Origin of the sequence: Streptomyces sp. NPDC096136, from assembly GCF_044763325.1 — a bacterium.
GTDB lineage: Bacteria > Actinomycetota > Actinomycetes > Streptomycetales > Streptomycetaceae > Streptomyces.
Map to the genome: position 1 here is coordinate 1 of NZ_JBIWFZ010000021.1, position 21776 is coordinate 21776.

20 protein-coding genes are annotated in these 21776 nt (G+C 73.3%); 9 read left to right on the forward strand and 11 right to left on the reverse strand.

Annotation, left to right across the window (positions count from 1 at the left end; genetic code table 11):
- Positions 1 to 917 (reverse strand): homocysteine S-methyltransferase family protein (locus ACIRBY_RS31120; protein ID WP_403906878.1); only part of this gene is annotated, 917 nt, incomplete at its 3' end.
- Positions 918 to 1170: 253 nt separating this feature from the next.
- Here ACIRBY_RS31120 and ACIRBY_RS31125 point away from each other — a divergent pair.
- From ACIRBY_RS31125 to ACIRBY_RS31145, 5 genes are all read left to right on the forward strand, one after another.
- Entirely contained in the window at positions 1171 to 1938 is a 768-nt protein-coding gene (locus ACIRBY_RS31125) for an IclR family transcriptional regulator (RefSeq protein ID WP_403906881.1), read from the forward strand.
- Positions 1939 to 2263: 325 nt separating this feature from the next.
- A complete protein-coding gene (locus ACIRBY_RS31130; RefSeq protein WP_403906884.1) occupies positions 2264 to 3046 on the forward strand; it encodes an MIP/aquaporin family protein in 783 nt (260 codons plus the stop codon).
- 79 nt (positions 3047 to 3125) lie between these two features.
- Positions 3126 to 4667, forward strand: coding sequence for a glycerol kinase GlpK (glpK, locus tag ACIRBY_RS31135; protein WP_403906886.1), 1542 nt, complete (start codon positions 3126 to 3128; stop codon positions 4665 to 4667).
- A gap of 38 nt (positions 4668 to 4705) precedes the next feature.
- Entirely contained in the window at positions 4706 to 6313 is a 1608-nt protein-coding gene (locus ACIRBY_RS31140; protein WP_403906889.1) for an FAD-dependent oxidoreductase, read from the forward strand.
- Between the two features lie 126 nt (positions 6314 to 6439).
- Positions 6440 to 7432, forward strand: coding sequence for a PAC2 family protein (locus tag ACIRBY_RS31145; protein ID WP_403906892.1), 993 nt, complete (start codon positions 6440 to 6442; stop codon positions 7430 to 7432).
- A 162-nt stretch (positions 7433 to 7594) separates the two neighbouring features.
- On the opposite strand, the gene mshC is transcribed toward ACIRBY_RS31145, so the two are convergent.
- The 4 genes from mshC to ACIRBY_RS31165 all read right to left on the reverse strand — a co-directional run bounded on the left by mshC (position 7595) and on the right by ACIRBY_RS31165 (position 11117).
- Complete coding sequence (gene mshC / locus ACIRBY_RS31150) at positions 7595 to 8824, reverse strand: cysteine--1-D-myo-inosityl 2-amino-2-deoxy-alpha-D-glucopyranoside ligase (protein ID WP_403906894.1); 1230 nt, start codon at positions 8822 to 8824, stop codon at positions 7595 to 7597.
- 120 nt (positions 8825 to 8944) lie between these two features.
- A complete protein-coding gene (locus ACIRBY_RS31155) occupies positions 8945 to 9739 on the reverse strand; it encodes an SCO1664 family protein (RefSeq protein WP_403906897.1) in 795 nt (264 codons plus the stop codon).
- Positions 9740 to 9744: 5 nt separating this feature from the next.
- Positions 9745 to 10335, reverse strand: a complete 591-nt coding sequence (locus tag ACIRBY_RS31160; protein WP_403906899.1) for a DUF3090 domain-containing protein — start codon at positions 10333 to 10335, stop codon at positions 9745 to 9747.
- 74 nt (positions 10336 to 10409) lie between these two features.
- Positions 10410 to 11117 (reverse strand): histidine phosphatase family protein, encoded by a 708-nt coding sequence (locus tag ACIRBY_RS31165; RefSeq protein ID WP_403906902.1) that lies wholly within the window; start codon positions 11115 to 11117, stop codon positions 10410 to 10412.
- A gap of 54 nt (positions 11118 to 11171) precedes the next feature.
- On the opposite strand from ACIRBY_RS31165, the gene corA reads away from it, so the two are divergent.
- Positions 11172 to 12164, forward strand: coding sequence for a magnesium/cobalt transporter CorA (corA, locus tag ACIRBY_RS31170; RefSeq protein ID WP_403906904.1), 993 nt, complete (start codon positions 11172 to 11174; stop codon positions 12162 to 12164).
- A gap of 13 nt (positions 12165 to 12177) precedes the next feature.
- Here the strand turns inward: corA and ACIRBY_RS31175 are convergent, their stop codons facing one another.
- Together ACIRBY_RS31175 and ACIRBY_RS31180 are read right to left on the reverse strand one after the other, a co-directional pair.
- A complete protein-coding gene (locus ACIRBY_RS31175) occupies positions 12178 to 12966 on the reverse strand; it encodes a ferritin-like domain-containing protein (protein ID WP_403906907.1) in 789 nt (262 codons plus the stop codon).
- Positions 12967 to 13172: 206 nt separating this feature from the next.
- On the reverse strand, positions 13173 to 14222 hold the full coding sequence (locus tag ACIRBY_RS31180; protein WP_403906910.1) for an LLM class F420-dependent oxidoreductase: 1050 nt from the start codon (positions 14220 to 14222) through the stop codon (positions 13173 to 13175).
- A 109-nt stretch (positions 14223 to 14331) separates the two neighbouring features.
- On the opposite strand from ACIRBY_RS31180, the gene ACIRBY_RS31185 reads away from it, so the two are divergent.
- Together ACIRBY_RS31185 and ACIRBY_RS31190 are read left to right on the forward strand one after the other, a co-directional pair.
- Positions 14332 to 15315: an aldo/keto reductase gene (locus tag ACIRBY_RS31185; RefSeq protein ID WP_403906913.1), complete on the forward strand. Its 984-nt coding sequence runs from the start codon at positions 14332 to 14334 to the stop codon at positions 15313 to 15315.
- Positions 15312 to 17810, forward strand: coding sequence for an ATP-binding domain-containing protein (locus tag ACIRBY_RS31190; RefSeq protein WP_403906916.1), 2499 nt, complete (start codon positions 15312 to 15314; stop codon positions 17808 to 17810). The genes ACIRBY_RS31185 and ACIRBY_RS31190 overlap by 4 nt, the downstream gene beginning before the upstream one ends.
- A gap of 59 nt (positions 17811 to 17869) precedes the next feature.
- On the opposite strand, the gene ACIRBY_RS31195 is transcribed toward ACIRBY_RS31190, so the two are convergent.
- Positions 17870 to 18541 carry a hypothetical protein gene (locus ACIRBY_RS31195; protein WP_403906918.1) on the reverse strand — a complete coding sequence of 224 codons (672 nt, stop codon included), beginning with the start codon at positions 18539 to 18541 and terminating at the stop codon, positions 17870 to 17872.
- 47 nt (positions 18542 to 18588) lie between these two features.
- Here ACIRBY_RS31195 and ACIRBY_RS31200 point away from each other — a divergent pair, with 47 nt between their 5' ends.
- The gene (locus ACIRBY_RS31200; RefSeq protein WP_045950166.1) at positions 18589 to 18777 is read left to right on the forward strand and encodes a DUF5703 family protein; all 189 of its coding nucleotides are present in this window, start codon (positions 18589 to 18591) and stop codon (positions 18775 to 18777) included.
- A gap of 112 nt (positions 18778 to 18889) precedes the next feature.
- Here ACIRBY_RS31200 and ACIRBY_RS31205 read toward each other — a convergent pair whose 3' ends face one another.
- The 3 genes from ACIRBY_RS31205 to ACIRBY_RS31215 all read right to left on the reverse strand — a co-directional run bounded on the left by ACIRBY_RS31205 (position 18890) and on the right by ACIRBY_RS31215 (position 21581).
- The gene (locus tag ACIRBY_RS31205; protein ID WP_403906920.1) at positions 18890 to 19732 is read right to left on the reverse strand and encodes a chaplin; all 843 of its coding nucleotides are present in this window, start codon (positions 19730 to 19732) and stop codon (positions 18890 to 18892) included.
- 153 nt (positions 19733 to 19885) lie between these two features.
- A complete protein-coding gene (chpH, locus tag ACIRBY_RS31210) occupies positions 19886 to 20119 on the reverse strand; it encodes a chaplin ChpH (protein ID WP_042816431.1) in 234 nt (77 codons plus the stop codon).
- A gap of 136 nt (positions 20120 to 20255) precedes the next feature.
- Entirely contained in the window at positions 20256 to 21581 is a 1326-nt protein-coding gene (locus ACIRBY_RS31215) for a M20/M25/M40 family metallo-hydrolase (RefSeq protein WP_403906923.1), read from the reverse strand.
- Positions 21582 to 21776 lie beyond the last annotated feature (195 nt).

Here is a 21776-nt window from a genome sequence, read left to right on the forward strand (position 1 = left end):
GTACCGCAGCAACCGCCCACCAGCGACAGCCCGTACTCCCGGACGAACGTCTCCTGCGCGTCCGCCAGCTCCGACGCCGACAGCGGGTAGTGCGCGCCCTGCTTCGTCAGGACCGGCAGACCCGCGTTCGGCATGCACGACAGCGGAATACGCGCGTTCCGCGCCAGATAGCGCAGGTGCTCGCTCATCTCCGCCGGACCCGTCGCACAGTTCAGACCGATCATGTCGATCCCCAACGGCTCCAACGCCGTCAGCGCCGCACCGATCTCCGAACCCAGCAGCATCGTGCCGGTGGTCTCGACGGTGACGGAGCAGATCAGCGGGACGCTGACGCCGAGCGCCTCCATGGCGCGGCGGGCGCCGATGATGGAGGACTTGGTCTGGAGGAGGTCCTGGGTGGTCTCGACGAGCAGCGCGTCGGCGCCGCCGGAGATCAGGCCCTCGGCGTTGACCTGGTAGGCGTCGCGGATCTGGGCGTAGCCGATGTGGCCGAGGGTGGGCAGCTTGGTGCCGGGGCCGATGGAGCCGAGCACCCAGCGCTGCTGTCCGGTGGAGGCGGTGAACTCGTCGGCGACCTCGCGGGCGATGCGGGCACCGGCCTCGGAGAGCTCGAAGTTGCGTTCGGGGATGTCGTACTCGGCGAGGGCGGCGTAGTTGGCGCCGAAGGTGTTGGTCTCGACGCAGTCCACGCCCACCGAGAAGTACGCCTCGTGGACCGAGCGGACGATGTCGGGGCGGGTGAGGTTCAGGACCTCGTTGCAGCCTTCGAGCTGCTGGAAGTCTTCCAGGGTGGGGTCCTGTGCCTGGAGCATGGTTCCCATGGCTCCGTCGGCGACGACCACGCGGGTCGCGAGCGCCTCTCGGAGGGCATCGGCCCGGGTCTGGGTGTCTGCGGGCGGGTTCGGCAACGAGGCCATGGTTGAGCTCCCTGGGATGCGACGGCTGTCGGCTTTGCACCCCCGCTGTGTCAGGGGTGCACGCGGTCAGGGTAACCGCGCAGCACCCGCCCCGGTGAGGGCGTCCCACGTGGCGGACTGCATTCTGTGCGCGGGGGTCCCACGGACGGGTGCGCTGGTCGGCGGCACACCGGAAAACACCCAACCATGCACGAGGTCGGCATCGACCGATAGTGTTCAGCATTGTCGAACTACGTCAGCAGGAGGCTGCGCGATGGCACGGAACATCCAGTCGCTCGAACGAGCCGCTGCGATGCTGCGGCTCCTGGCCGGCGGGGAACGCCGGCTGGGACTCTCGGACGTGGCGTCCGCCCTGGGGCTGGCCAAGGGCACGGCGCACGGGATCCTGCGCACGCTCCAGGCCGAGGGCTTCGTGGAGCAGGACCCCGCCTCCGGCCGCTACCAGCTGGGCGCGGAGCTGCTGCGCCTGGGCAACAGCTACCTGGACGTCCACGAGCTGCGCGCCCGCGCGCTGGTGTGGACGGACGACCTGGCCCGGGCGAGCGGCGAGAGCGTGTACGTGGGCGTGCTCCACAAGAGCGGGGTGCTGATCATGCACCACGTGTTCCGGCCGGACGACAGCCGTCAGGTGCTGGAGGTGGGGGCCATGCAGCCGCTGCACTCCACGGCCCTGGGCAAGGTGCTGTCGGCCTACGACCCCGTGGCGCACACGGAGGCCCTGGACGCCGAGCGGGAGGCGTTCACGCCCCGGACGGTGACCGACGCGGCGGGCTTCGAGGAGGTCCTCGACCTGACCCGGGCGCGCGGCTGGGCGGCGGACGTCGAGGAGACCTGGGAGGGCATCGCCTCGGTGGCGGCGCCGATCCACGACCGGCGCCGGATGCCGGTCGGCGCGGTGGCCGTCGCGGGCGCCGTGGAGCGGGTCTGCGGGGAGTCCGGCGAGCCCCGTCCGGCCCTGGTGGCCTCCGTACGGGACTGCGCGCGGTCGGTTTCGCGCGACCTCGGAGCAGGCCGGTTCTGAGCTTGACCTGATCCATCTGGTCCACCCCATGGCCGCGTCCCGCGCCATTCGGGTGGACCTCGTCGTTTCCGGCCCGGCCATTGGCTTGATTTGGGCGATCGTACCGAGTGGTAACGATCCGGTTCTTTGACCTGGTCAGGCCTTGACGCGTTCTGAATCCAGGCGGAAAACTGCCGTTCATCGGTCGGCATTGTCGAACACCTACCGGCAATACGCGTTAGGCTAGGGCGAGGCCATGGACCGGTGAAGCACTCACCGAGTGTGCGGACCCACCGGAGGGACCCGGTGTCCGCCCACCCCTGGACGTAAGACAAAGGAGTCGCGGGTGTCCAGCTCCGACATCTTCATCGGCGAGACCATCGGTACCGCCCTGCTCACTCTGCTCGGCGGCGGCGTGTGCGCCGCCCTCACGCTCAAGAGCTCCAAGGCCCGCGGCGCGGGCTGGCTCGCGATCACCTTCGGGTGGGGCTTCGCCGTCCTGATCGCCGCCTACGTCTCCGCGCCGCTCTCCGGTGCGCACCTCAACCCGGCGGTCACCGTCGGCATAGCCGTCAAGACCGGCGAGTGGGGCGACGTCCCCGTCTACCTGGCGGGCCAGCTGCTCGGCGCCATGCTCGGCGCGGTCCTGATGTGGATCACGTACTACGGCCAGTTCCGCGCCCACCTGGCGGACCCCGAGAACATCAAGGACGCCAAGCTCGGTCCCGAGGACCCGCACCCGCACGACGTCGCCGGCCCGGTGCTCGGCATCTTCTCGACCGGCCCCGAGATCCGCAACGTGGTCCAGAACCTCGCCACGGAGATCATCGGCACCTTCGTCCTCGTCATCGCGATCCTCACCCAGGGCCTCCAGGACGACGGCAAGGGCCTCGGCGTCATCGGCGTCCTGATCACCTCCTTCGTGGTCGTCGGCATCGGCCTCTCGCTGGGCGGCCCCACGGGCTACGCCATCAACCCGGTCCGCGACCTCGGTCCCCGCATAGTCCACGCCCTGCTCCCGCTGCCCAGCAAGGGCGGCTCGGACTGGGGTTACTCCTGGATCCCGGTGGTCGGCCCGCTCGTCGGTGCCGCGCTCGCCGGCGGTCTGTACAACATCGCGTTCGCCTGATCAGCTTCGGCCGCGTTCGTAAGATCCGCACCGCCCTCCTGATTCCGCCTACTCAACAGACCTGCCAGGAGCAGCCACCATGACCAGCAGCACCGGCCCGTTCATCGCCGCGATCGACCAGGGCACCACCTCCTCCCGCTGCATCGTCTTCGACCGCGACGGCCGCATCGTCGCCGTCGACCAGAAGGAACACGAGCAGATCTTCCCGAAGCCGGGCTGGGTCGAGCACGACGCCACCGAGATCTGGACCAACGTCCAGGAGGTCGTCGCCGGCGCCATCACCAAGGCCGCCCAGGACATTCCGGGCTTCACCGCCGCCGACGTCAAGGCCGTCGGCATCACCAACCAGCGCGAGACCACCGTCCTGTGGGACCGCCACACCGGCGAGCCGGTGCACAACGCGCTGGTCTGGCAGGACACCCGCACCGACGCCCTGTGCAAGGAGCTCGGCCGCAACGTCGGCCAGGACCGCTTCCGCCGCGAGACCGGCCTGCCGCTGGCGAGCTACTTCGCCGGCCCGAAGGTCCGCTGGCTGCTCGACAACGTCGAGGGCCTGCGCGAGCGCGCCGAGGCCGGGGACATCCTCTTCGGCACCATGGACTCGTGGGTCATCTGGAACCTCACCGGCGGCGCCCAGGGCGGCGTGCACGTCACCGACGTCACCAACGCCTCGCGCACCATGCTGATGAACCTGCACACCCTGGCGTGGGACGAGAAGATCGCCGAGTCGATGGGCGTCCCGCTCAACGTGCTCCCCGAGATCAAGTCCTCCGCCGAGGTCTACGGCCAGGTCAAGGACGGCGTCCTCGCCGGTGTTCCGGTCGCCTCGGCGCTCGGTGACCAGCAGGCGGCCCTCTTCGGCCAGACCTGCTTCGCCGAGGGCGAGGCCAAGTCCACGTACGGCACCGGCACGTTCATGCTGATGAACACCGGCGACAAGATCATCAACTCCTACAGCGGCCTGCTGACCACGGTCGGCTACCAGATCGGCGACCAGAAGCCGGTCTACGCCCTGGAGGGCTCCATCGCCGTCACCGGCTCGCTCGTCCAGTGGATGCGCGACCAGATGGGCCTGATCAAGTCCGCGGCCGAGATCGAGACCCTGGCCTCCTCCGTCGAGGACAACGGCGGCGCGTACTTCGTGCCGGCCTTCTCCGGCCTGTTCGCCCCGTACTGGCGCTCCGACGCCCGCGGTGTGATCGCCGGCCTCACCCGGTACGTCACCAAGGCGCACATCGCCCGTGCCGTCCTGGAGGCCACCGCCTGGCAGACCCGCGAGATCACCGACGCCATGACCAAGGACTCCGGCGTCGAGCTGGCGGCCCTCAAGGTCGACGGTGGTATGACCTCCAACAACCTGCTGATGCAGACGCTCTCGGACTTCCTGGACGCCCCCGTGGTCCGTCCGATGGTCGCCGAGACCACCTGCCTCGGCGCCGCCTACGCCGCCGGCCTGGCCGTCGGCTTCTGGCCGGACACCGACGCCCTGCGCGCCAACTGGCGCCGCGCGGCGGAGTGGACCCCGCGGATGCCCGCCGAGCAGCGGGACCGCGAGTACAAGAACTGGCTCAAGGCCGTCGAGCGGTCCATGGGCTGGATCGACGAAGAGAACGCCGGCTGACCCCACCAGCTGTCGAAATGACGAGGAGCTGAAGAGACATGAGCACCCTGCAGAGCGTCCCCGCACTGGGCACGCACCCGACCGCCGGCTCGAACCCGAGCCGCGCCGAGACCCGTGAGCAGCTGGCCAAGGCCACGTACGACCTGCTGGTCATCGGCGGTGGAATCCTGGGCACCTCGGTGGCCTGGCACGCCGCGCAGTCGGGTCTGCGGGTGGCCATGGTGGACGCCGGCGACTTCGCCGGCGCCACCTCCTCCGCCTCCTCGAAGCTGGTCCACGGCGGTCTGCGCTACCTGCAGACCGGCGCGGTCAAGCTGGTGGCCGAGAACCACCACGAGCGGCGGGTGCTGGCCAAGGACGTGGCCCCGCACCTGGTCAACCCGCTCACGTTCTACCTGCCGGTCTACAAGGGCGGCCCGGTGGGTGCGGCCAAGCTGGGCGCGGGCGTCTTCGCCTACTCCGCCCTCTCGGCCTTCGGCGACGGCATGGGCAAGGTCATATCCCCGGCCCGTGCCGTCGCCGACAACCCCGGCCTGAAGACCGACAACCTCAAGGCCGTCGCGGTCTACTACGACCACCAGATGAACGACTCCCGCGTGGCCGTCATGACGGTCCGCGCGGCCGTCGAGTCGGGTGCGGTCGTCCTCAACCACGCCGAGGTCACCGGCCTGCGCATGACGCGCGGCCGGGTCTCGGGCGCCGAGCTCAAGGACCGCCTCGACGGCACCGAGTTCGGCGTCGACGCCCGCGTCGTGCTCAACGCCACCGGCCCGTGGGTGGACCACCTGCGGCGCATGGAAGACAAGCACGCGCTGCCGTCGATCCGCCTCTCCAAGGGCGCGCACATCGTCATGAAGCGCAAGTCGCCGTGGAAGGCCGCCATGGCCACCCCGATCGACAAGTACCGCATCACCTTCGCCCTGCCGTGGGAGGACCAGCTCCTGCTCGGCACCACGGACGAGGTCTACGAGGGCGACCCGGCGGACGTGCGCGCCACCGAGTCCGACATCCAGCAGATCCTCGACGAGGCGGCCTTCTCCGTGAAGGACGCCGACCTCGACCGCTCCCTGATGACGTACGCCTTCGCCGGCCTGCGCGTGCTGCCGGGCGGCCCCGGCGGCGTCGAGAAGGCCAAGCGCGAGACGGTGGTCTCCGAGGGCGCGGGCGGCATGCTGTCGGTGGCCGGCGGCAAGTGGACCACGTACCGCCACATCGGCCGCGTGGTCATGGACAAGCTCGCCAAGCTCCCGGGCAGCCCGCTGACCGACGACATGGAGCCGGTGAAGTCCCTCGTGCGCCGCGTCCCGCTGCCCGGCGTCGCCAACCCGAACGCCGTCGCGCACCGCCTGCTGGTGGACCGCGAGCCCGGCGCCCGGATGGACCCGCTGACCGCACGCCACCTGGCCTCGCACTACGGCTCGCTGGCCTTCGACATCGCCCGCCTGGCGAACGAGGACCCGGCGCTGGCCGAGCGCATCCACCCGGACGGCCCGGAGATCTGGGCGCAGGTCGCCTACGCCCGCGACCACGAGTGGGCCGAGACCGCGGACGACGTGCTGCGCCGCCGTACGACGGTGACCGTCCGCGGCCTGGACGACGAGTCCGTCCGCGCCCGCGTCGAGGAGATGCTGGCCCGCAAGGCATAGCTCGCACGCAGGTGGGGAAGAGGGGCGGTTCCGAGGGGAACCGCCCCTCTGTCGTGGGCTGTGGCGGCCGACCCCACAAGGCTTAGGCTTTCCCACGTACACAAGGAACTTCGGAAGGAGACCTGGGTGATCGAGCTTGAGGGCGTGCCCGAGCTGATCGACCCGGTCATGGTGGCCGCGTTCGAGGGCTGGAACGACGCGGGTGACGCCGCCTCCGGTGCGGTGGCGCACCTGGACCGGGAGTGGAAGGGCGAGGTCTTCGCGGCGCTCGACGCCGAGGACTACTACGACTTCCAGGTCAACCGCCCGACGGTGTTCCTGGAACACGGGGTCAGGAAGATCACCTGGCCGACGACCCGGCTGTCGGTGGTCCGGATCGGCGGTGCGAAGCCGCGCGACCTGGTGCTGGTGCGGGGCATCGAACCGTCCATGCGGTGGCGGTCGTTCTGCAACGAGCTGCTCGGCTTCGCGCACGAGCTGGGCGTGGAGATGGTCGTCATCCTCGGCGCGCTCCTCGGGGACACCCCGCACACCCGGCCGGTGCCGGTCAGCGGGGTGACGTCGGACCCGGACCTGGCGCGGACCATGGACCTGGAGGAGACCAAGTACGAGGGCCCGACGGGGATCGTGGGCGTGCTCCAGGAGGCCTGTACGCACGCGGGCGTTCCGGCGGTGTCGCTGTGGGCGGCGGTGCCGCACTACGTGTCGCAACCGCCGAACCCGAAGGCGACGCTGGCGCTGCTGAACCGGCTGGAGGACCTGATCGACATCCGGATCCCCCTCGGGGAACTGCCGGAGGACGCGCGGGCGTGGCAGCTGGGCGTGGACCAACTGGCCGCCGAGGACAGCGAGGTGGCGGAGTACGTCCAGACGCTGGAGGAGGCGCGGGACACGGCCGACCTGCCGGAGGCGTCGGGCGACGCGATCGCGCGGGAGTTCGAGCGGTACCTGCGGCGGCGGGACCCTTCGTCCGCCGACGGGCCCTCGGACGGGTCGTACCTGCGGGACACGTCCGCGGGGCCGCGGGCGCCGAAGCGGAAGCCGGACCCCTCCGCGGAGGAGCCTCCGGCCGCGCCGCCGGAGCCGGACGAGCCGGAGGACGATTCCCCCGGGGCCTAGTCGGCCCGGACCCCGGGGCTGCGCCCCAGACCCCGCGCGGCGTTTGAGCGCACGGGCGCGATGCGCACGTACCGGGGTCCGGGGCGGAGCCCCGGGGAACGGTGGAACGGCGGGGCGGGGAGACGGCTCCGCACAGCGGAAACCGGCCCCGCCCCGCCCCTGCTACAGGGCCACGCCCAGGAGGGCGTCCACCGTGCGGGAGACCAGGCCGGGGGCCGTCTCGTCCGTCTCGTCGGAGGCGAGCTGCCGCTCGACCCAGCGGTCCACCGCCGCGAGGGCCGCGGGGGCGTCCAGGTCGTGGGCGAGGGCCTCGCGGACCTCCTCCACCAGCCCGTCCGCCGGGACCCCGTCCGGGCGGGAGACGGCCGCGCGCCAGCGGGCCAGGCGGGCCTCAGCCTCAGCGAGGACCGCGTCCGTCCACTCCCAGTCGGCCCGGTAGTGGTGGGAGAGCAGCGCCAGGCGGATGGCCGCCGGGTCGACCCCGGCGCGCCGCAGGGCGGAGACGAAGACCAGGTTGCCCTTGGACTTCGACATCTTCTCGCCGTGCAGGGCGACCATGCCCGCGTGGACGTACGCCTTGGCCATCGGGAACTCGCCCGTCAGCGCGTGCGCGTGCGAGGCGCCCATCTCGTGGTGCGGGAAGGCGAGGTCGGAGCCGCCGCCCTGGATGTCGAAGCCCATGCCCAGGTGCTCCAGGGCGATGGCCACGCACTCGATGTGCCAGCCCGGACGGCCGCGCCCCAGCGAGGCGCCGTCCCAGCTCGGGTCGCCCGGGCGGGCGGCCATCCACAGCATCGGGTCCAGGGGGTTCTTCTTGCCCGGGCGGTCCGGGTCGCCGCCGCGCTCCGCGGACAGCAGCCGCATCGCCTGCGCGTCGAGGTGCGAGACCCCGCCGAAGTGCGGGTCGGACTCCACCGAGAAGTAGATGTCGCCGTCGAGCTCGTAGGCGGCACCCGCGTCGCGCAGCCGCTCGACCAGCGGCACGATGCCGGGTATGGCCTCGACGGCGCCGATGTAGTGCTGCGGGGGCAGCATCCGAAGGGCGGTCATGTCCTCGCGGAAGAGGGCCGTCTCGCGCTCCGCGAGCTCGGTCCAGTCGTGTCCGTCGCGCAGCGCCCGCTCCAGCAGCGGATCGTCCACGTCCGTGACGTTCTGGACGTAGTGGACCTGGCGCTTGTTGTCGAGCCACACGCGCTGCACGAGGTCGAACGCGTTGTAGGTCGCCGCGTGACCGATGTGGGTCGCGTCGTACGGCGTGATGCCGCAGACGTAGAGGCGGGCGACGGGACCGGGGTCGAGGGTGACCGTCCCCTGGGTCGCGGTGTCGTGGATCTGGAGGTCGCGGCCCTTGCCGGGCAGGGCGGGGACCTCAGAAGCGGGCCAGGCATGCATGCTTCGAGCCTAACCGGACGACTGTTCCGGAAACGAATGGGAGCCGCACTGTTGGCTTGATCGACACCCTTGCGCTCCGGCCGGAACTGTGCGTTCGCCCCCGTCGGGCGGCCGCCCTGCTCAGACGGGCGGCCAGGGGATCGCCGGCCACTGCCCGGACGGCTCCGGGTGCGTCCCGCTGCTCAGCAACAGGGCCACGCGGGCCCTTACGGCGGCCAGCTCGGCGGGGGTGATCAGTTCGGCCAGCCGGGTGGCGAGCGGGCCGTCCTCGGCCAGCTGGGCCTCCAGGGAGGCCAGCACCGACCGCGCCTCGCCGGTCAGGGGCTCCCCCGCCCAGCCCCAGAGCAGGGTGCGCAGCTTGTCCTCCGAGTGGAAGGTCACACCGTGGTCGATGCCGTAGAGCCTGCCGTCGGGGGCGGGCAGCAGGTGGCCGCCCTTGCGGTCGCCGTTGTTGATCACGGCGTCGAGGACGGCGAGCCGGCGCAGCCTGGGGTCGTCGGCGTGGACGAGCAGGGCCGTGCGGCCCTCCCCGACCTCGGCGAGGGCGACCGCCTTCCAGCCCTCCCCGGCCTCCTCGCCGTCCACGAGCGCGAGCAGCCCCGGCTCCGGCTGTTCTCCGGCGTCGATCCAGTGCTGCACCATGCCTTCTCCGTAGGGGCCGTCGCGCAGCACGGTCGTGGGCACGAGCCCCCAGCCGGTGGCCTCGGAGACGAGGTAGGCGGCGCGTTCGCGCCGGGCGAGGTTGCCGTCGGGGAAGTCCCACAGCGGCCGCTCGCCCTTGACCGGCTTGTAGACGCACTCCGCGCTGCGGCCCTCGTAGGACACGGTGCACAGCAGGACGGCGTTGGAGGCCTCGGCGATCCGGCCGCGGACGGTGAGCTCACCGCGGGTGAGCAGCTCCTCTATCGGGGTCACGGCGCTCACACCTGGCGCCGGTACCCGTTCTGGCGGGGGCACACGTGTCCTTCGGGGTCCAGGGGCAGGCTGCACAGCGGGCACGGCGGGCGGCCCGCGTTGACCACGTCCAGGGCCCGCTTGGCGAAGGCCCGGGCCTGGGCGCCGGAGAGCCGGACGCGCAGCATGGGCGGGCCGTTCTCCTCGTCCTGGAGCAGCCGCTCCTCGGCCTCGGCGAGGTCCTCCTCGGAGTCGACGTCGAGCTCGACGAGCGCCTGGGCCTCGACGATCATGCGCTGCTGTTCGCCGTCCCAGGCGAGGGCCATCGTCCCGACGCGGAACTCCTCCTCGACCGGGACGTCGAGCGGGGCGGTGTCGGCCGCCTCGGTGGAGGCGACGGCCGGGACGGGAGCGTTGCCGCCGGTCCGCCGGACGACCTCGTCCAGCAGTTCGTCCATGCGCTCGGCGAGCGCCGCGACCTGGGTCTTCTCCAGGGAGACACTGGTGACGCGGGGGCCCTGGGAGGCCTGGAGGAAGAAGGTGCGACGTCCAGGCAGACCGACGGTGCCCGCCACGAAGCGGTCCGGCGGGTCGTAAAGGAACACCTGACGGGGCACGACCGGTCTCCAAGTCTGGGGCGGGGGCAGGGCTGCGCACTGTGTTGGCCCTGCCACCCTACTGCGCCGTCCGATCAGGCCGCGCCCGCGCCGCCCCCCACGACGGCGTTGCCGCCGCCCTCCGCCGCGTTCTCCGCGGGCGGGGCCGCGGCCGGGATCAGGGGGGCCAGGTCGCCGGTGTCCCCGAGGCGCAGCAGGAAGGGCCTGGTGGGGGTGTAGCGGACGGCGGTGACCGAGCAGGGGTCGACGTGGATCCGCTGGAAGAGGTCGAGGTGCATGCCGAGGGCGTCGGCGACGACGGACTTGATGATGTCGCCGTGGGAGCACATGAGGAAGACGGCCTCGGGGCCGTGCTCCTCCTCGATCCGCGCGTTCCACTCGCGCACGGCGTCCACGGCGCGGTTCTGCATGGCGCGCATGGACTCGCCGCCGGGGAAAGAGGCGGCCGACGGGTGCTGCTGGACGATCTTCATGAGGGGTTCGCCGGCGAGTTCGGACAGCTTGCGGCCCGACCAGTCGCCGTAGTGGCATTCGCCGATCCGCTCGTCGGTGTGCAGCGGCAGGCCGGGGCGGGCGGCCAGCAGCGGGGCCAGGGTCTCCCGGCAGCGCTGGAGCGGGCTGCACACGGCGGCCGCGAGCGGCACCCCGTCGAGCCGTCCGGGCAGCGCGGCCGCCTGTCCGGCGCCGCGCTCGTCGAGGCAGACCCCGGGGGTCCAGCCGGCGAGCAAGCCTGCGGTGTTGGCGGTGGACCGCCCGTGTCGTACGAGGATCAGCGTGGCCATGGGAGCAGCCTAAGCGGTGGCGCCGGCGTGCGGGCGGGCCGCGGTGGGGGAAGAATGCCGGGCGTGATTGTGGACTGCGCGATGTACCGGGACGGCAGGCGCTCCGAGGCCCCGGGGGACCTCTCGGAGGCCCTGGACCTGGCGCGCTCGGCCGGTGACGCCTTCCTGTGGATCGGCATGTACGAGCCGACGGAGGAGGAGTTCTCCCACGTCAGCCGCGAGTTCGGGCTGCACAGGCTGGCGGTGGAGGACGCGCTGACCGCGCACCAGCGGCCGAAGCTGGAGGTGTACGACGACTCCTTGTTCGTCGTCCTCAAGCCGGTCCTGTACGACGACGACACGGACGTGGTGACCGCGGGCGAGCTGATGCTGTTCATCGGCGACTCGTTCGTGGTGACCGTCCGGCACGGCGAGGGGGCCGCGCTGGCGGCCGTGCGCCGGCGGCTGGAGCACGAGCCGGAGGTGCTGCGACACGGGCCCACGGCGGTGCTGTACGCGGTGTCCGACGCGGTGGTGGACCACTACATCGAGGTGGCGGCCGAGCTCCAGGCGGACCTGGAGGAACTGGAGGCGGAGGTCTTCGCCCCGCAGACCGCGGACACCAAGAACACCGCCGCCCGGATCTACGGGTTCAAGCGGCAGGTGCTGGAGTTCCGGCGGGCGACGAGCCCGCTGCTCCAGCCGATGGACCGGCTCGCCTTCGGGAACGTGCCCTTCGTGCACGACCACGCCCGGCCGTTCTTCCGGGACGTCGCCGACCACCTGACGAAGGCGAACGAGTACATCGAGGGGCTGGACCGGCTGCTGTCGGACGCGCTGGCCGCGCACCTGGCGCAGATGGGGGTCCGGCAGAACGACGACATGCGCAAGATCTCCGCCTGGGCGGCCATGGCGGCCGTGCCGACGATGGTGGCGGGGATCTACGGGATGAACTTCTCGCACATGCCGGAGCTCGGTGAGTGGTGGGGCTATCCCGCGGTGCTGGTGCTGATGGTGGGCCTGTGCCTGGGCCTGCACCGGATGTTCAAGCGGCGCGGCTGGCTGTGAGGGCCGCCGGCTCCTAGGCGGGTCCGGGGGCGGGCACGGGCCGGCCGCCCAGGGGGTCCGGGCGCCCGGGCTGGCGCAGCCCGATCATGCGGTGCCAGCCGCTGAAGCGCTCGTACGCGTACACGGCCCCGATCCCGGCGGAGAGCGCGGCCCGCTTGGGCGCGGGCCAGCGCAGCAGCCGTCCCATGTGGTCCATGACGGCGCGGCTGACGTCCCGGTAGACGGCGATCTCCGCGAGGGCGCTGGCGCGCAGCAGCCGCTGGATGGCCGGGCCGTGCCCGCGGCGCGCGAGGCGCAGCAGCTCCTCGTGGCAGTAGGCGAGGTGGTTGTCCTCGTCGTGGCTGATGACCCTGACGGCCCTGCCGATCTCGGGGTGGTCGCCGAAGTGGCGCAGGAGCAGCGTCATCTGGTCGGCGGCGCGTTGCTCGGTGACCCGGCTGTGGGCGAGGTAGACGAGGACGTCCCGCTCGCTCAGCGGCTCCTCGCGGCGCAGCTTGTCGTGGGCGAGGCCGATGCCGCGCCGTTCGAGGAGCATCGTGTAGTCGGTCTCGGGCGGGACCGGGACGGCGGGCAGGCCGCGCCTGCGCAGCAGGGCGCGGAAGATGCGGCCGTGCTTGTCCTCGTCGGCGCCGTGCCGGGTGATCTTGGGGGCGAGGTCGCGCAGGGTGCCGGGGACGAGGGCGGCGATCCTGGCGTTCTCCCAGCCGCCCTGCGATTCCCCGCTGGCGGCGATGGAGCAGAACAGCTGGAAGGAGTCGTCGTGGTCGACGATCTCCTGGAACAGGCTGCGCGCAGAGAGCATGGAACGAGTCAAATGCGGATGGGTCGGGCGGGCAACCCTGGGGTCGCGGGACTCGGCCGAATGAACGAAACCGCGGCCCGGGCCGCGGGGCGTAACCCCGCGGGCGGGCCGCGCGTTGTTCGCTGTGTCGGCCGTGGCGGGGAAGACCCCCCGAGCCCCCACCACGGCCGCTGAGCCCTTCCGGGCCCTGCGGGTCCCCGCGCGCGTCAGGCCAGTCCGGCCAGCTCCAGCGCCTCGGTGCCGGCCCGCAGGGCGGTGAGCCGCTCGTCCAGGGTGAATCCGGCCGGGGCCAGCGTGAGGGTGGTGACCCCGGCGTCGGCGTAGGCCCGCATCCCGTCGGCGATGCGCTCCACGGAGCCGAGCAGGGTGGTGGAGTCGATCAGCGAGTGCGGGACGGCGGCGGCCGCGCCGTCCTTGTCACCGCCCAGGTACTTGGCCTGGATCTCGGCGGCCTCCTTCTCGTACCCCATCCGCTGGGCGAGCTGGTTGTAGAAGTTCTGCTTGGGGCTGCCCATGCCGCCGACGTACAGGGCGGTGTAGGGGCGGAACATGTCCGCGAGGGCGGTCACGTCGTCGCCGACGGCCAGCGGCACGGTCGGGCAGACGTCGAAGCCGTCCATGGTCAGCCCGGCCTTCTCGCGGCCCGCGCGGATGTGGCGCAGGGCCGTCTCCTCCAGGTGCTCGGCGGCCGGGAAGATCAGCAGGGCGCCGTCGGCGATCTCGCCGGTCTGCTCCAGGTTCTTGGGGCCGATGGCGGCGACGTAGAGCGGGATGTGCGGGCGCTCGGGGTGCACGGTCAGCTTGAGCGGCTTGCCGGGGCCGCCGGGCAGCGGGAGGGTCCAGTGCTCGCCCTCGTAGCTGAGGCGCTCGCGGCTCATGGCCTTGCGGACGATCTCCACGTACTCGCGGGTCCGGGCGAGCGGCTTGTCGAACTTGACGCCGTACCAGCCCTCGGAGACCTGGGGGCCGGAGACGCCGAGGCCGAGGCGGAAGCGGCCCTTGGTGAGGGAGTCGAGGGTGGCGGCGGTCATGGCCGTCATCGCGGGCTGGCGGGCCGGGATCTGGAAGATGGCCGAGCCGACGTCGATCCGCTCCGTCTGGGCGGCGACCCAGGCCAGTACGGTCGCCGCGTCGGAGCCGTAGGCCTCGGCCGCCCAGCAGACGTCGTAGCCGAGGCGGTCGGCCTCCTGGGCGACGGCGAGGTTGTCGGCGTCCATGCCCGCACCCCAGTAGCCGAGATTGATGCCGAGCCGCATGTGTCGTCCCCTTACGAAGTGCCGGTTTACCGCTCAGTAACGTAGGTCTGCGCAGGGACTCTAGCGCGCCCGACGGCCTCGCGGCAGTGCCCCAGTAGTCTCAGCGGTCATGGAGCAGAGGCATCTCGGCCGCACCGGACTGCGCGTCTCCCGGATCGGCCTCGGCACCCTGACCTGGGGCCGCGACACCGGCGAGGAAGCCGCCGCCGAGCAGTTGAAGACGTTCTGGGAGGCGGGCGGCACGCTCGTCGACACGGCCGACGTGTACGGGGGCGGGGAGTCGGAGTACCTCCTGGGCCGGCTGGTGGGCTCCCTCGTCCCGCGCCGGGACCTGGTGATCGCGACCAAGGCGGGCAGCGTCCCGGACCCGGACCGGCGCTTCGACGGCTCGCGCGGGCACCTGCTGGCGGCGCTGGACGACTCCCTGGACCGCCTCGGCACCGACCACGTGGACCTGTGGCAGGTCCACGCCTTCGATCCGCAGACCCCGCTCGACGAGACCCTCCAGGCACTGGACCTGGCCGTCTCCAGCGGGCGCGCCCGGTACGCGGGGGTGTCGAACTTCAGCGGCTGGCAGCTGGCGAAGGCCGCGACCTGGCAGCTGGCCGCCCCGGGGGTGCGGACCCGGCTGGCCTCGACCCAGATGGAGTACTCCCTGCTCCAGCGGGGCGTCGAGCGGGAGGTGCTGCCGGCGGCCGTGGACCTGGGCGTCGGCCTGCTCCCCTGCTCCCCGCTGGGCCGTGGGGTGCTCACCGCCAAGTACCGCGACGGGACCCCGGCGGACTCCCGGGGCGCGTCGGCCTCCCTGGCGGCCTTCGTGGAGCCGTACCTGGACGAGGCGGCGGGCCGGATCGTCGACGCGGTCGTCACGGCCGCCCAGGGCCTGGCGGTGACCCCGCTCCAGGTGGCCCTGGCCTGGGTCCGCGACCGTCCCGGGGTCGCCGCGCCCATCGTCGGCGCGCGGACGTCGGCGCAGCTCGGGGCGGCGCTGTCGGTGGAGGCCCTTAGTCTTCCGGAGGAGATCCGCCGGGCGCTGGACGACGTGTCCGCGCCCGTGCACCGCTACCCCGACCAGGACTGGAGCACGTTGTGAGCACGGACCCCGAAGCCGCCCCCGCCGAGCCCGCGGCCGGGCCGGAGCCGGACCAGGCCGTGCCCGGCACCGCCACCCCGACCACCCCCGGAGAACCGGACCCCACGGCCGCCGACACCCCCGCCGAGACCGGGCGATCCGCGCAGACCGGGGCACCCGGCGAACCCGGAGACCCCGAACCGGCCGGAACGCCGGAACCGTCCACCGAAGCCGAGCCGGACGACGCCACCGGCGAAGCCGGGGCGGAAACCGAGGACGGCACGCCCGGCGAGGCTGAGGCAGAGCCCGACACGCCCGGCGACGCCGGGGCGGAGCCCCAAGCCGTTACGGTCGGCACGACCGGGACGGAGCCCGAGGACGGCACGGCCGGCACGACCCGGGCGGAGCCCGAACACGGCGAGCCCGGCGAAGCCGAGACCGAGGCCGAGGACGGCACGGCCGGGGCCGAGGCCGAGGACGGCGTGCCCGGCGAAGACGCGGCCGAGTCCGAGGACGCCGGGGACGGCACGGTCGGCGAAGACGCGGCCGAGGGTGGCGGGGTCGGGGCGGAGGCTGGGGGCGGCGAGGGGGCGGCGCCCGCGGTCAGTGAGGCGCAGGCCGAGCTCGCCGCGCAGCGGGTCGAGCGGGAGCGGATCGCCCGCCGGAAGGCCGAGCGGGAGCACCCCGTCGACGCCGGCGGCAAGCTCAGCGGCAGGGCCGCCGACCTGCTGGCCGCCGTACGGGCCGTGGAGAGCGGGGCCAAGGCGCCCGCGCTCACCTTCGACGAGGCTCCGACCGCGCCCCGCAGGGCCGCTCCCGCTCCCCCGCCGGCGCCCCGCCCGCGGCCCGCCGAGCGCCCCGTCGGGGACGTCGGGGCGGTGCGGGCCGTACTGGCGCGCGGCGGGGCGCCGGAGGCCCTGGCCGGACCGGCCGCCGAGGCCCTCGGGGAGGGCGCGGCCGAGCGGCTGTCGCAGGACCCCTGGCGGCTGCTGGCCGTCCCCGGGGTGCGCCCGACCCAGGCGGACGGTTTCGCGCAGGCCCTGCTGGGCCCCGCGGCCGGCCCCGCCGACGAGCGCCGCGGCGCGGCCCTGCTGGACTGGCTGCTGGCCCAGGCCGCCGAGCGGGGCCACACCGCCCTGGAGGCCCCGGTGCTGGAGAAGGCCCTGGCCCAGTACGGGGTGCCGGCCCCCGGCGCGACCCTGGAGGCGGCGATCGGCGAGGGCGCGGTGCTGGTGTTCCACGAACCGCTGGGCGAGCCCGCCGCCGAGGACGAGGAGCAGCCCGTCCGCGTCCTCGTCGGCCTGGAGGAGCACGCCCTGGCGGAGGAGAGCCTGGCCGACGGCCTGGCCCGGCTGGCGGCCACCGTCACGGGCCCCGCCGACTGGTCCGGGGCGGCCTCCGGGCCGGGTGCCGAGCTGGTCCGGGCGGTCGCCGGGGCCGGTCTGGTCACCCACTCCGGCGGCGAGGCGGCCCGCGCCGAACCGCGGGCGCTGCTGGAGGCCGCCCGCGGGCTGGGCCTGCGCGCCGTCCTGGCCGCGCACTCCCCCGCGCCCGGCGCCGTCACCGTGGCGGAGCTGCTCGCGGGGACCGGGGCCCCCGGCCGGGACGCCGACGGCCGCTTCGAGCTGGACCTGCTGGTCGTCCTGGACGCCCCGCAGCTGGACGTGGAGACGGCCGCCGCCCTGGTGGAGTCGGTGCCGGACGGGGCCCGGCTGGTGCTCTCCGGGGACCCCGGGGTGCTCGGCTCGGCGGGCCCCGGCCGGGTGTTCGCCGACGTGCTGGCGGCCCGCGCCTTCCCGCATGTGGTGTCCCGGACCCCGGACCCCGGACCGCTCGGCGAGCTGGTCTCGGGGATCGGCGCCGGGGAGCTGAACCAGGTGGAAGCCCCCGGCAAGGAGGTGGTGATCGTGCCCGTGCGGGACGCCGGCGAGGCCGTGCACCGCACCGTGCAGCTGGTGGCCGACTCGGTGCCGCGCGCCTTCGGCATCCCGGCGGAGGCCGTGCAGGTCGTCACCCCGGGCCACGGCGGCCCGGCGGGGACCCGGGCGCTGAACGCGGCCCTCAAGGAGCGCCTCAACCCCGGACCGGGCCGGTTCGGCGGCTTCGACCCGGGCGACCGGGTGGTCCACGTGCCCGCGCCCGGACGGGCCCTGCCGGCCCGGGTGGTGTCGGCCGACGCCGAGGGGCTGCACCTGGACGCGGCCGGCGCGCGGATCGTCGTACCGAAGGACCGGGTGGAGTCGCGGGTGCGGCACGGCTGGGCGGTGACGGCCCACCAGGCCGTCGGCTCGCGCTGGCCGGCGGTGGTCGTCGTACTGCCGGGGGACGCGGCGCAGGCCCTGTCCCGGGACTGGGTGTACACGGCGTTCGGGCGGGCCGAACGGCACCTGTCCGTGGTGCACGGCGTCGAGCAGGCGCTGGCGCACGCGGTGGCCCAGGTGCCGCCCAAGCCGCGCACGACCCGTCTGACGGGCCTGCTGCGGGCCCTGGCGGCCGCCCAGCACGAGCAGGCGTAGGAACCCGCCCGGCGCCGCGCCGCCCGCTCCCTCGCGGGCGCGGGCGGCGTGGCACGGCCTCAGGCCGGGGTCAGTCCGGACGGAGCGGCGGGGCGCTCCTCGCCGTCGGCGTCGTCGTCCTCGAAGTAGTCCGCGTCCTCGTCGAAGACGGAGCTCACGTCGAACCGGTGCAGGACGTCCTGCGGATCGGTCTGCCCGAAGGGCGAGCCGAGCCAGTCCCCCGGTTCCGCGGCCTCCTCCAGCGCGGCGATCCAGAGGGTGGAGTCGCCCTCCTCCAGGCCGAACTCCTTGGAGCGGGAGGCGATCTCGTCGGCCTCGTACTCCCCGAAGAGCACCCCGAGCGCCCCGCCGGTTCCGCCGTCGTCGATGAGTTCGGCGTCGCGGTCGTGCGCGGCGACGCGCTCGGCCTGGGCGATCAGCCGGGCCGGTTCGACGACGGCGTAGTCGCGGCGGATGAGGACGCTGAACGCGGCGGGCTCGGCGGGGCCGGTGTAGCGGGCCCCGGTCTCGGGGGTGGGGATCTCGAAGGGGGTGACCTCGTCGTAGCGGTCGTAGAGGAGTTCGTCGTACTCCTCGGCGGCGGCGGCGAGTTCGTTGAAGGCGGCGTAGACGGCCGGGTCCTCGTCCCCGATCCTGCTCTCGACCGCGGCGAGGTGACGGTCGAGAGCGGCCTTGACCGCCTCGGCGGCGGCGCGTACCTCGGCAACAGTGGGCAGAGCGGCATCAGACATAGTGCAGACGCTATCCGTAGCGGGCCGGTGCCCGCACAATAGATGCGATGCCGGAATACGAATTCGTCGACGTGTACGTGCCCCGCGGGACCCCCCGCAAGGAGGCGACCCGCCTGCTGACCGACCATGCGGAGTACGGGCATTGGGAGCTCGACCGCCTGACCCTGTACCGGGACGGCAGCCGTCGCGCGCGGCTCCGCCGCCGGATCATCCGCCAGGTCAGAGCGACCTGGTGACCCGCCGCACCGGCGGGCGCGGCCGGCCGCGCGTCCCGCGGGCCGTGAACGCGGCGGCGCGGGCCCCGGTGGCCGGGGCCCGCGCCGTGGTGCTGCGTCAGGCGGGGTGGTGTCAGGCGGAGTTGCGGGCGCGCCGGTAGAGCACCGTGCCGGCCAGCAGCAGTCCGCCCGCGAGCGGGAGTCCGGCCGTCATGGCGGCGCCGGCGCCGGTCTCTGCGAGGCCCGCGCCCGGCGTGCCGGTGGAGTGTCCGGCCGGGGTGGTGGTGCCGCTCGTGCCGGAGCCGGCGGTACCCGGGGTACCGGTACCGGGCGTGCCGGTGCCGGGGCCGCCCGGGGTGTGCCCGCCCGGGGTACCCGGCGTCTGGCCGCCCGGGGTGCCGGGGTTCCCGCCGCCGGGCGTGCCCGGGTTTCCGGGCGTCTGGCCGCCGGGGGTGCCCGGGTTCCCGCCGCCCGGCGTGTGCCCGCCCGGGGTGCCGGGGTTGCCGCCGCCCGGGGTGTGGCCGCCCGGCGTACCGGGGTTGCCGCCGCCCGGGGTGTGGCCGCCCGGCGTACCGGGGTTGCCCGGGTTGCCGCCGCCGGGGTGCCCGGGGTGCTCCGGCTCGTCGTCGCAGTCCTCGTCGCCTCCGCCGCCCGGGTTGCCGGGGTGGCCCGGGGTGCCCGGGTTGCCCGGGTGTCCGGGGTGGCCCGGGTGCTGCGGCCCGCCCGACGCGTTGGCGCAGCGGTTCCCGAAGGCGGGGTTCAGACCGCCCACCACCGTCACGCTGTTGCCGCAGGCGTTCACCGGTACGTCCACCGGCGCCTGCACGTTGTTCCCGGACAGGAGGCCCGGCGAGTTCGCGGCGTGCCCGGAGGCGCCGGAGTCCGCCTGGGCGTAGCCGCCGCCGAGTGCGAGGACGCCTCCCGCCGCCGCCATCGTGATCAGCGTCTTCCTCGTGACCTGGACCGGTCGTCGCATCTGTTCTCGTCCCCTGGTGTGTGCGTTCGCGCGGCGCACAGGCTGTGTACGGGCTCCCCCGCCTGCCACGCCGACCCGTCTGGATTCCGGGCCCTGATGCCCGGCGGCCCCGGAGCGCTGGATTGCGCTCCGGGGCCAGAACTTTCAGAAGCGTCAGGCGTTGACGCAGGTGTTGCCGAAGGCCGGGTTCAGCAGGGCGATCACGTTCACGGTGTTGCCGCAGACGTTGACCGGCACGTGCACGGGAACCTGGACGACGTTGCCGGACGCGACACCGGGGGAGCCGATGGCCGCACCCTGGGCACCCGCGTCGGCGGCGGCGAGACCGGCGCCCGCGAGAACCAGACCACCGGTGGCAGCCGCAGCGGCGACAACCTTCTTGAGCATTGTTCCTCCTAGTAGGCAATGCGGTCCCAGCCGCGGACCGCACCACCTGTAACGAGGAGGGATCACCGGGGCTACGAGCGTATGAGCGCATTCACTCTTCTCAGTGGAATCCGCACACCTTCCCGAATCCCCGGCGTTAGGCGTTGTCGATGAAGCGGTCGAGCACCCGCACGCCGAACTTCAGGCCGTCGACCGGGACCCGCTCGTCCACGCCGTGGAACATGCCCGCGAAGTCCAGCTCCGGCGGCAGCTGGAGCGGCGCGAAGCCGAAGCAGCGGATGCCGAGGTCGTCGAAGGACTTGGCGTCCGTGCCGCCGGAGAGCATGTACGGGACGGCGCGCGCGATCGGGTCCTCGGCCCTGAGGGCGCCCTGCATGGCGTCCACGAGCCGGCCGTCGAAGTCCGTCTCCAGGGCCTTGTCCGCGTGCACGTCCTCCCGCTTCACCCGCGGGCCGAGGATCCGGTCGAGGTCCGCGAAGAACTCGTCCTCGTAGCCGGGCAGGAAGCGGCCGTCCACGTGCGCCGTGGCCTGGCCGGGGATGACGTTGACCTTGTAGCCGGCGCCGAGCATCGTCGGGGCGGCCGAGTTGCGCAGCGTCGCCCCGACCATCTTGGCGATCCCGCCGAGCTTGGCGAGGGTGGCGTCCATGTCCTCGGGGTCGAGCGGGGTTCCGAGCGCGTCCGAGAGCTCGTCGAGGAAGGACCGGACGGTCTTGGTGACGCGGACCGGCCAGGTGTGGCGGCCGAGGCGTCCGACGGCCTCGCACAGCTCGGTGATCGCGTTGTCGTTGTTGGTCATGGAGCCGTGGCCCGCGGTGCCCTCCACCGTGAGCCGCATCCAGTGCATGCCCTTCTGGGCGGTCTCCACCAGGTAGAGGCGGAGGTTCTCGTTCACCGTGAAGGAGAAGCCGCCCACCTCGCCGATGGCCTCGGTGACGCCCTCGAAGAGCCCGGGGTGCTTGTCCACGAGGTGCCGGGCGCCGTACGTGCCGCCCGCCTCCTCGTCCGCGAGGAACGCCAGCACGATGTCGCGCGGGGGCTTGCGCCCGCTGCGCATGCGGTCGCGCACGACGGCCAGCGTCATCGCGTCCATGTCCTTCATGTCGACCGCGCCGCGGCCCCACACGCAGCCGTCGGCGATCTCGCCCGAGAAGGGGTCGTACATCCAGTCGGCGGCGTTGGCGGGGACCACGTCGGTGTGCCCGTGGATCAGCAGCGCCGGCCGCGAGGGGTCCTCGCCCTCGATGCGCGCCACGGTCGAGGCGCGGCCCTTGTGCGATTCGAAGATCTGGGGCTCCAGCCCGACCTCGGCGAGCTTCTCGGCGACCCACTCGGCCGCCTTGCGCTCGCCGGGGCCCGAGTGGTCCCCGTAGTTGCTGGTGTCGATCCGGATGAGGTCCCGGCAGAGGTCGACGACCTCGTCCTGGCCCGAGACGGTCTTGCCCGCGCCCGCTGCGCTCACGCTGATTCCTCCCGTAGATCACGTACCGGCCGGCTCCCATCCTCCCGCCCGGGGCCGCTCTCCCCAAGGGCCGTCCACCGGCCGGAGGGGTGTGATCGGGGACCCCGGACTGTTTGGTAATGTTTTCCACGTCGGAACGGCCGCGAGGCCGGGACGCACACACCCGGTCCGGGTGGCGGAATGGCAGACGCGCTA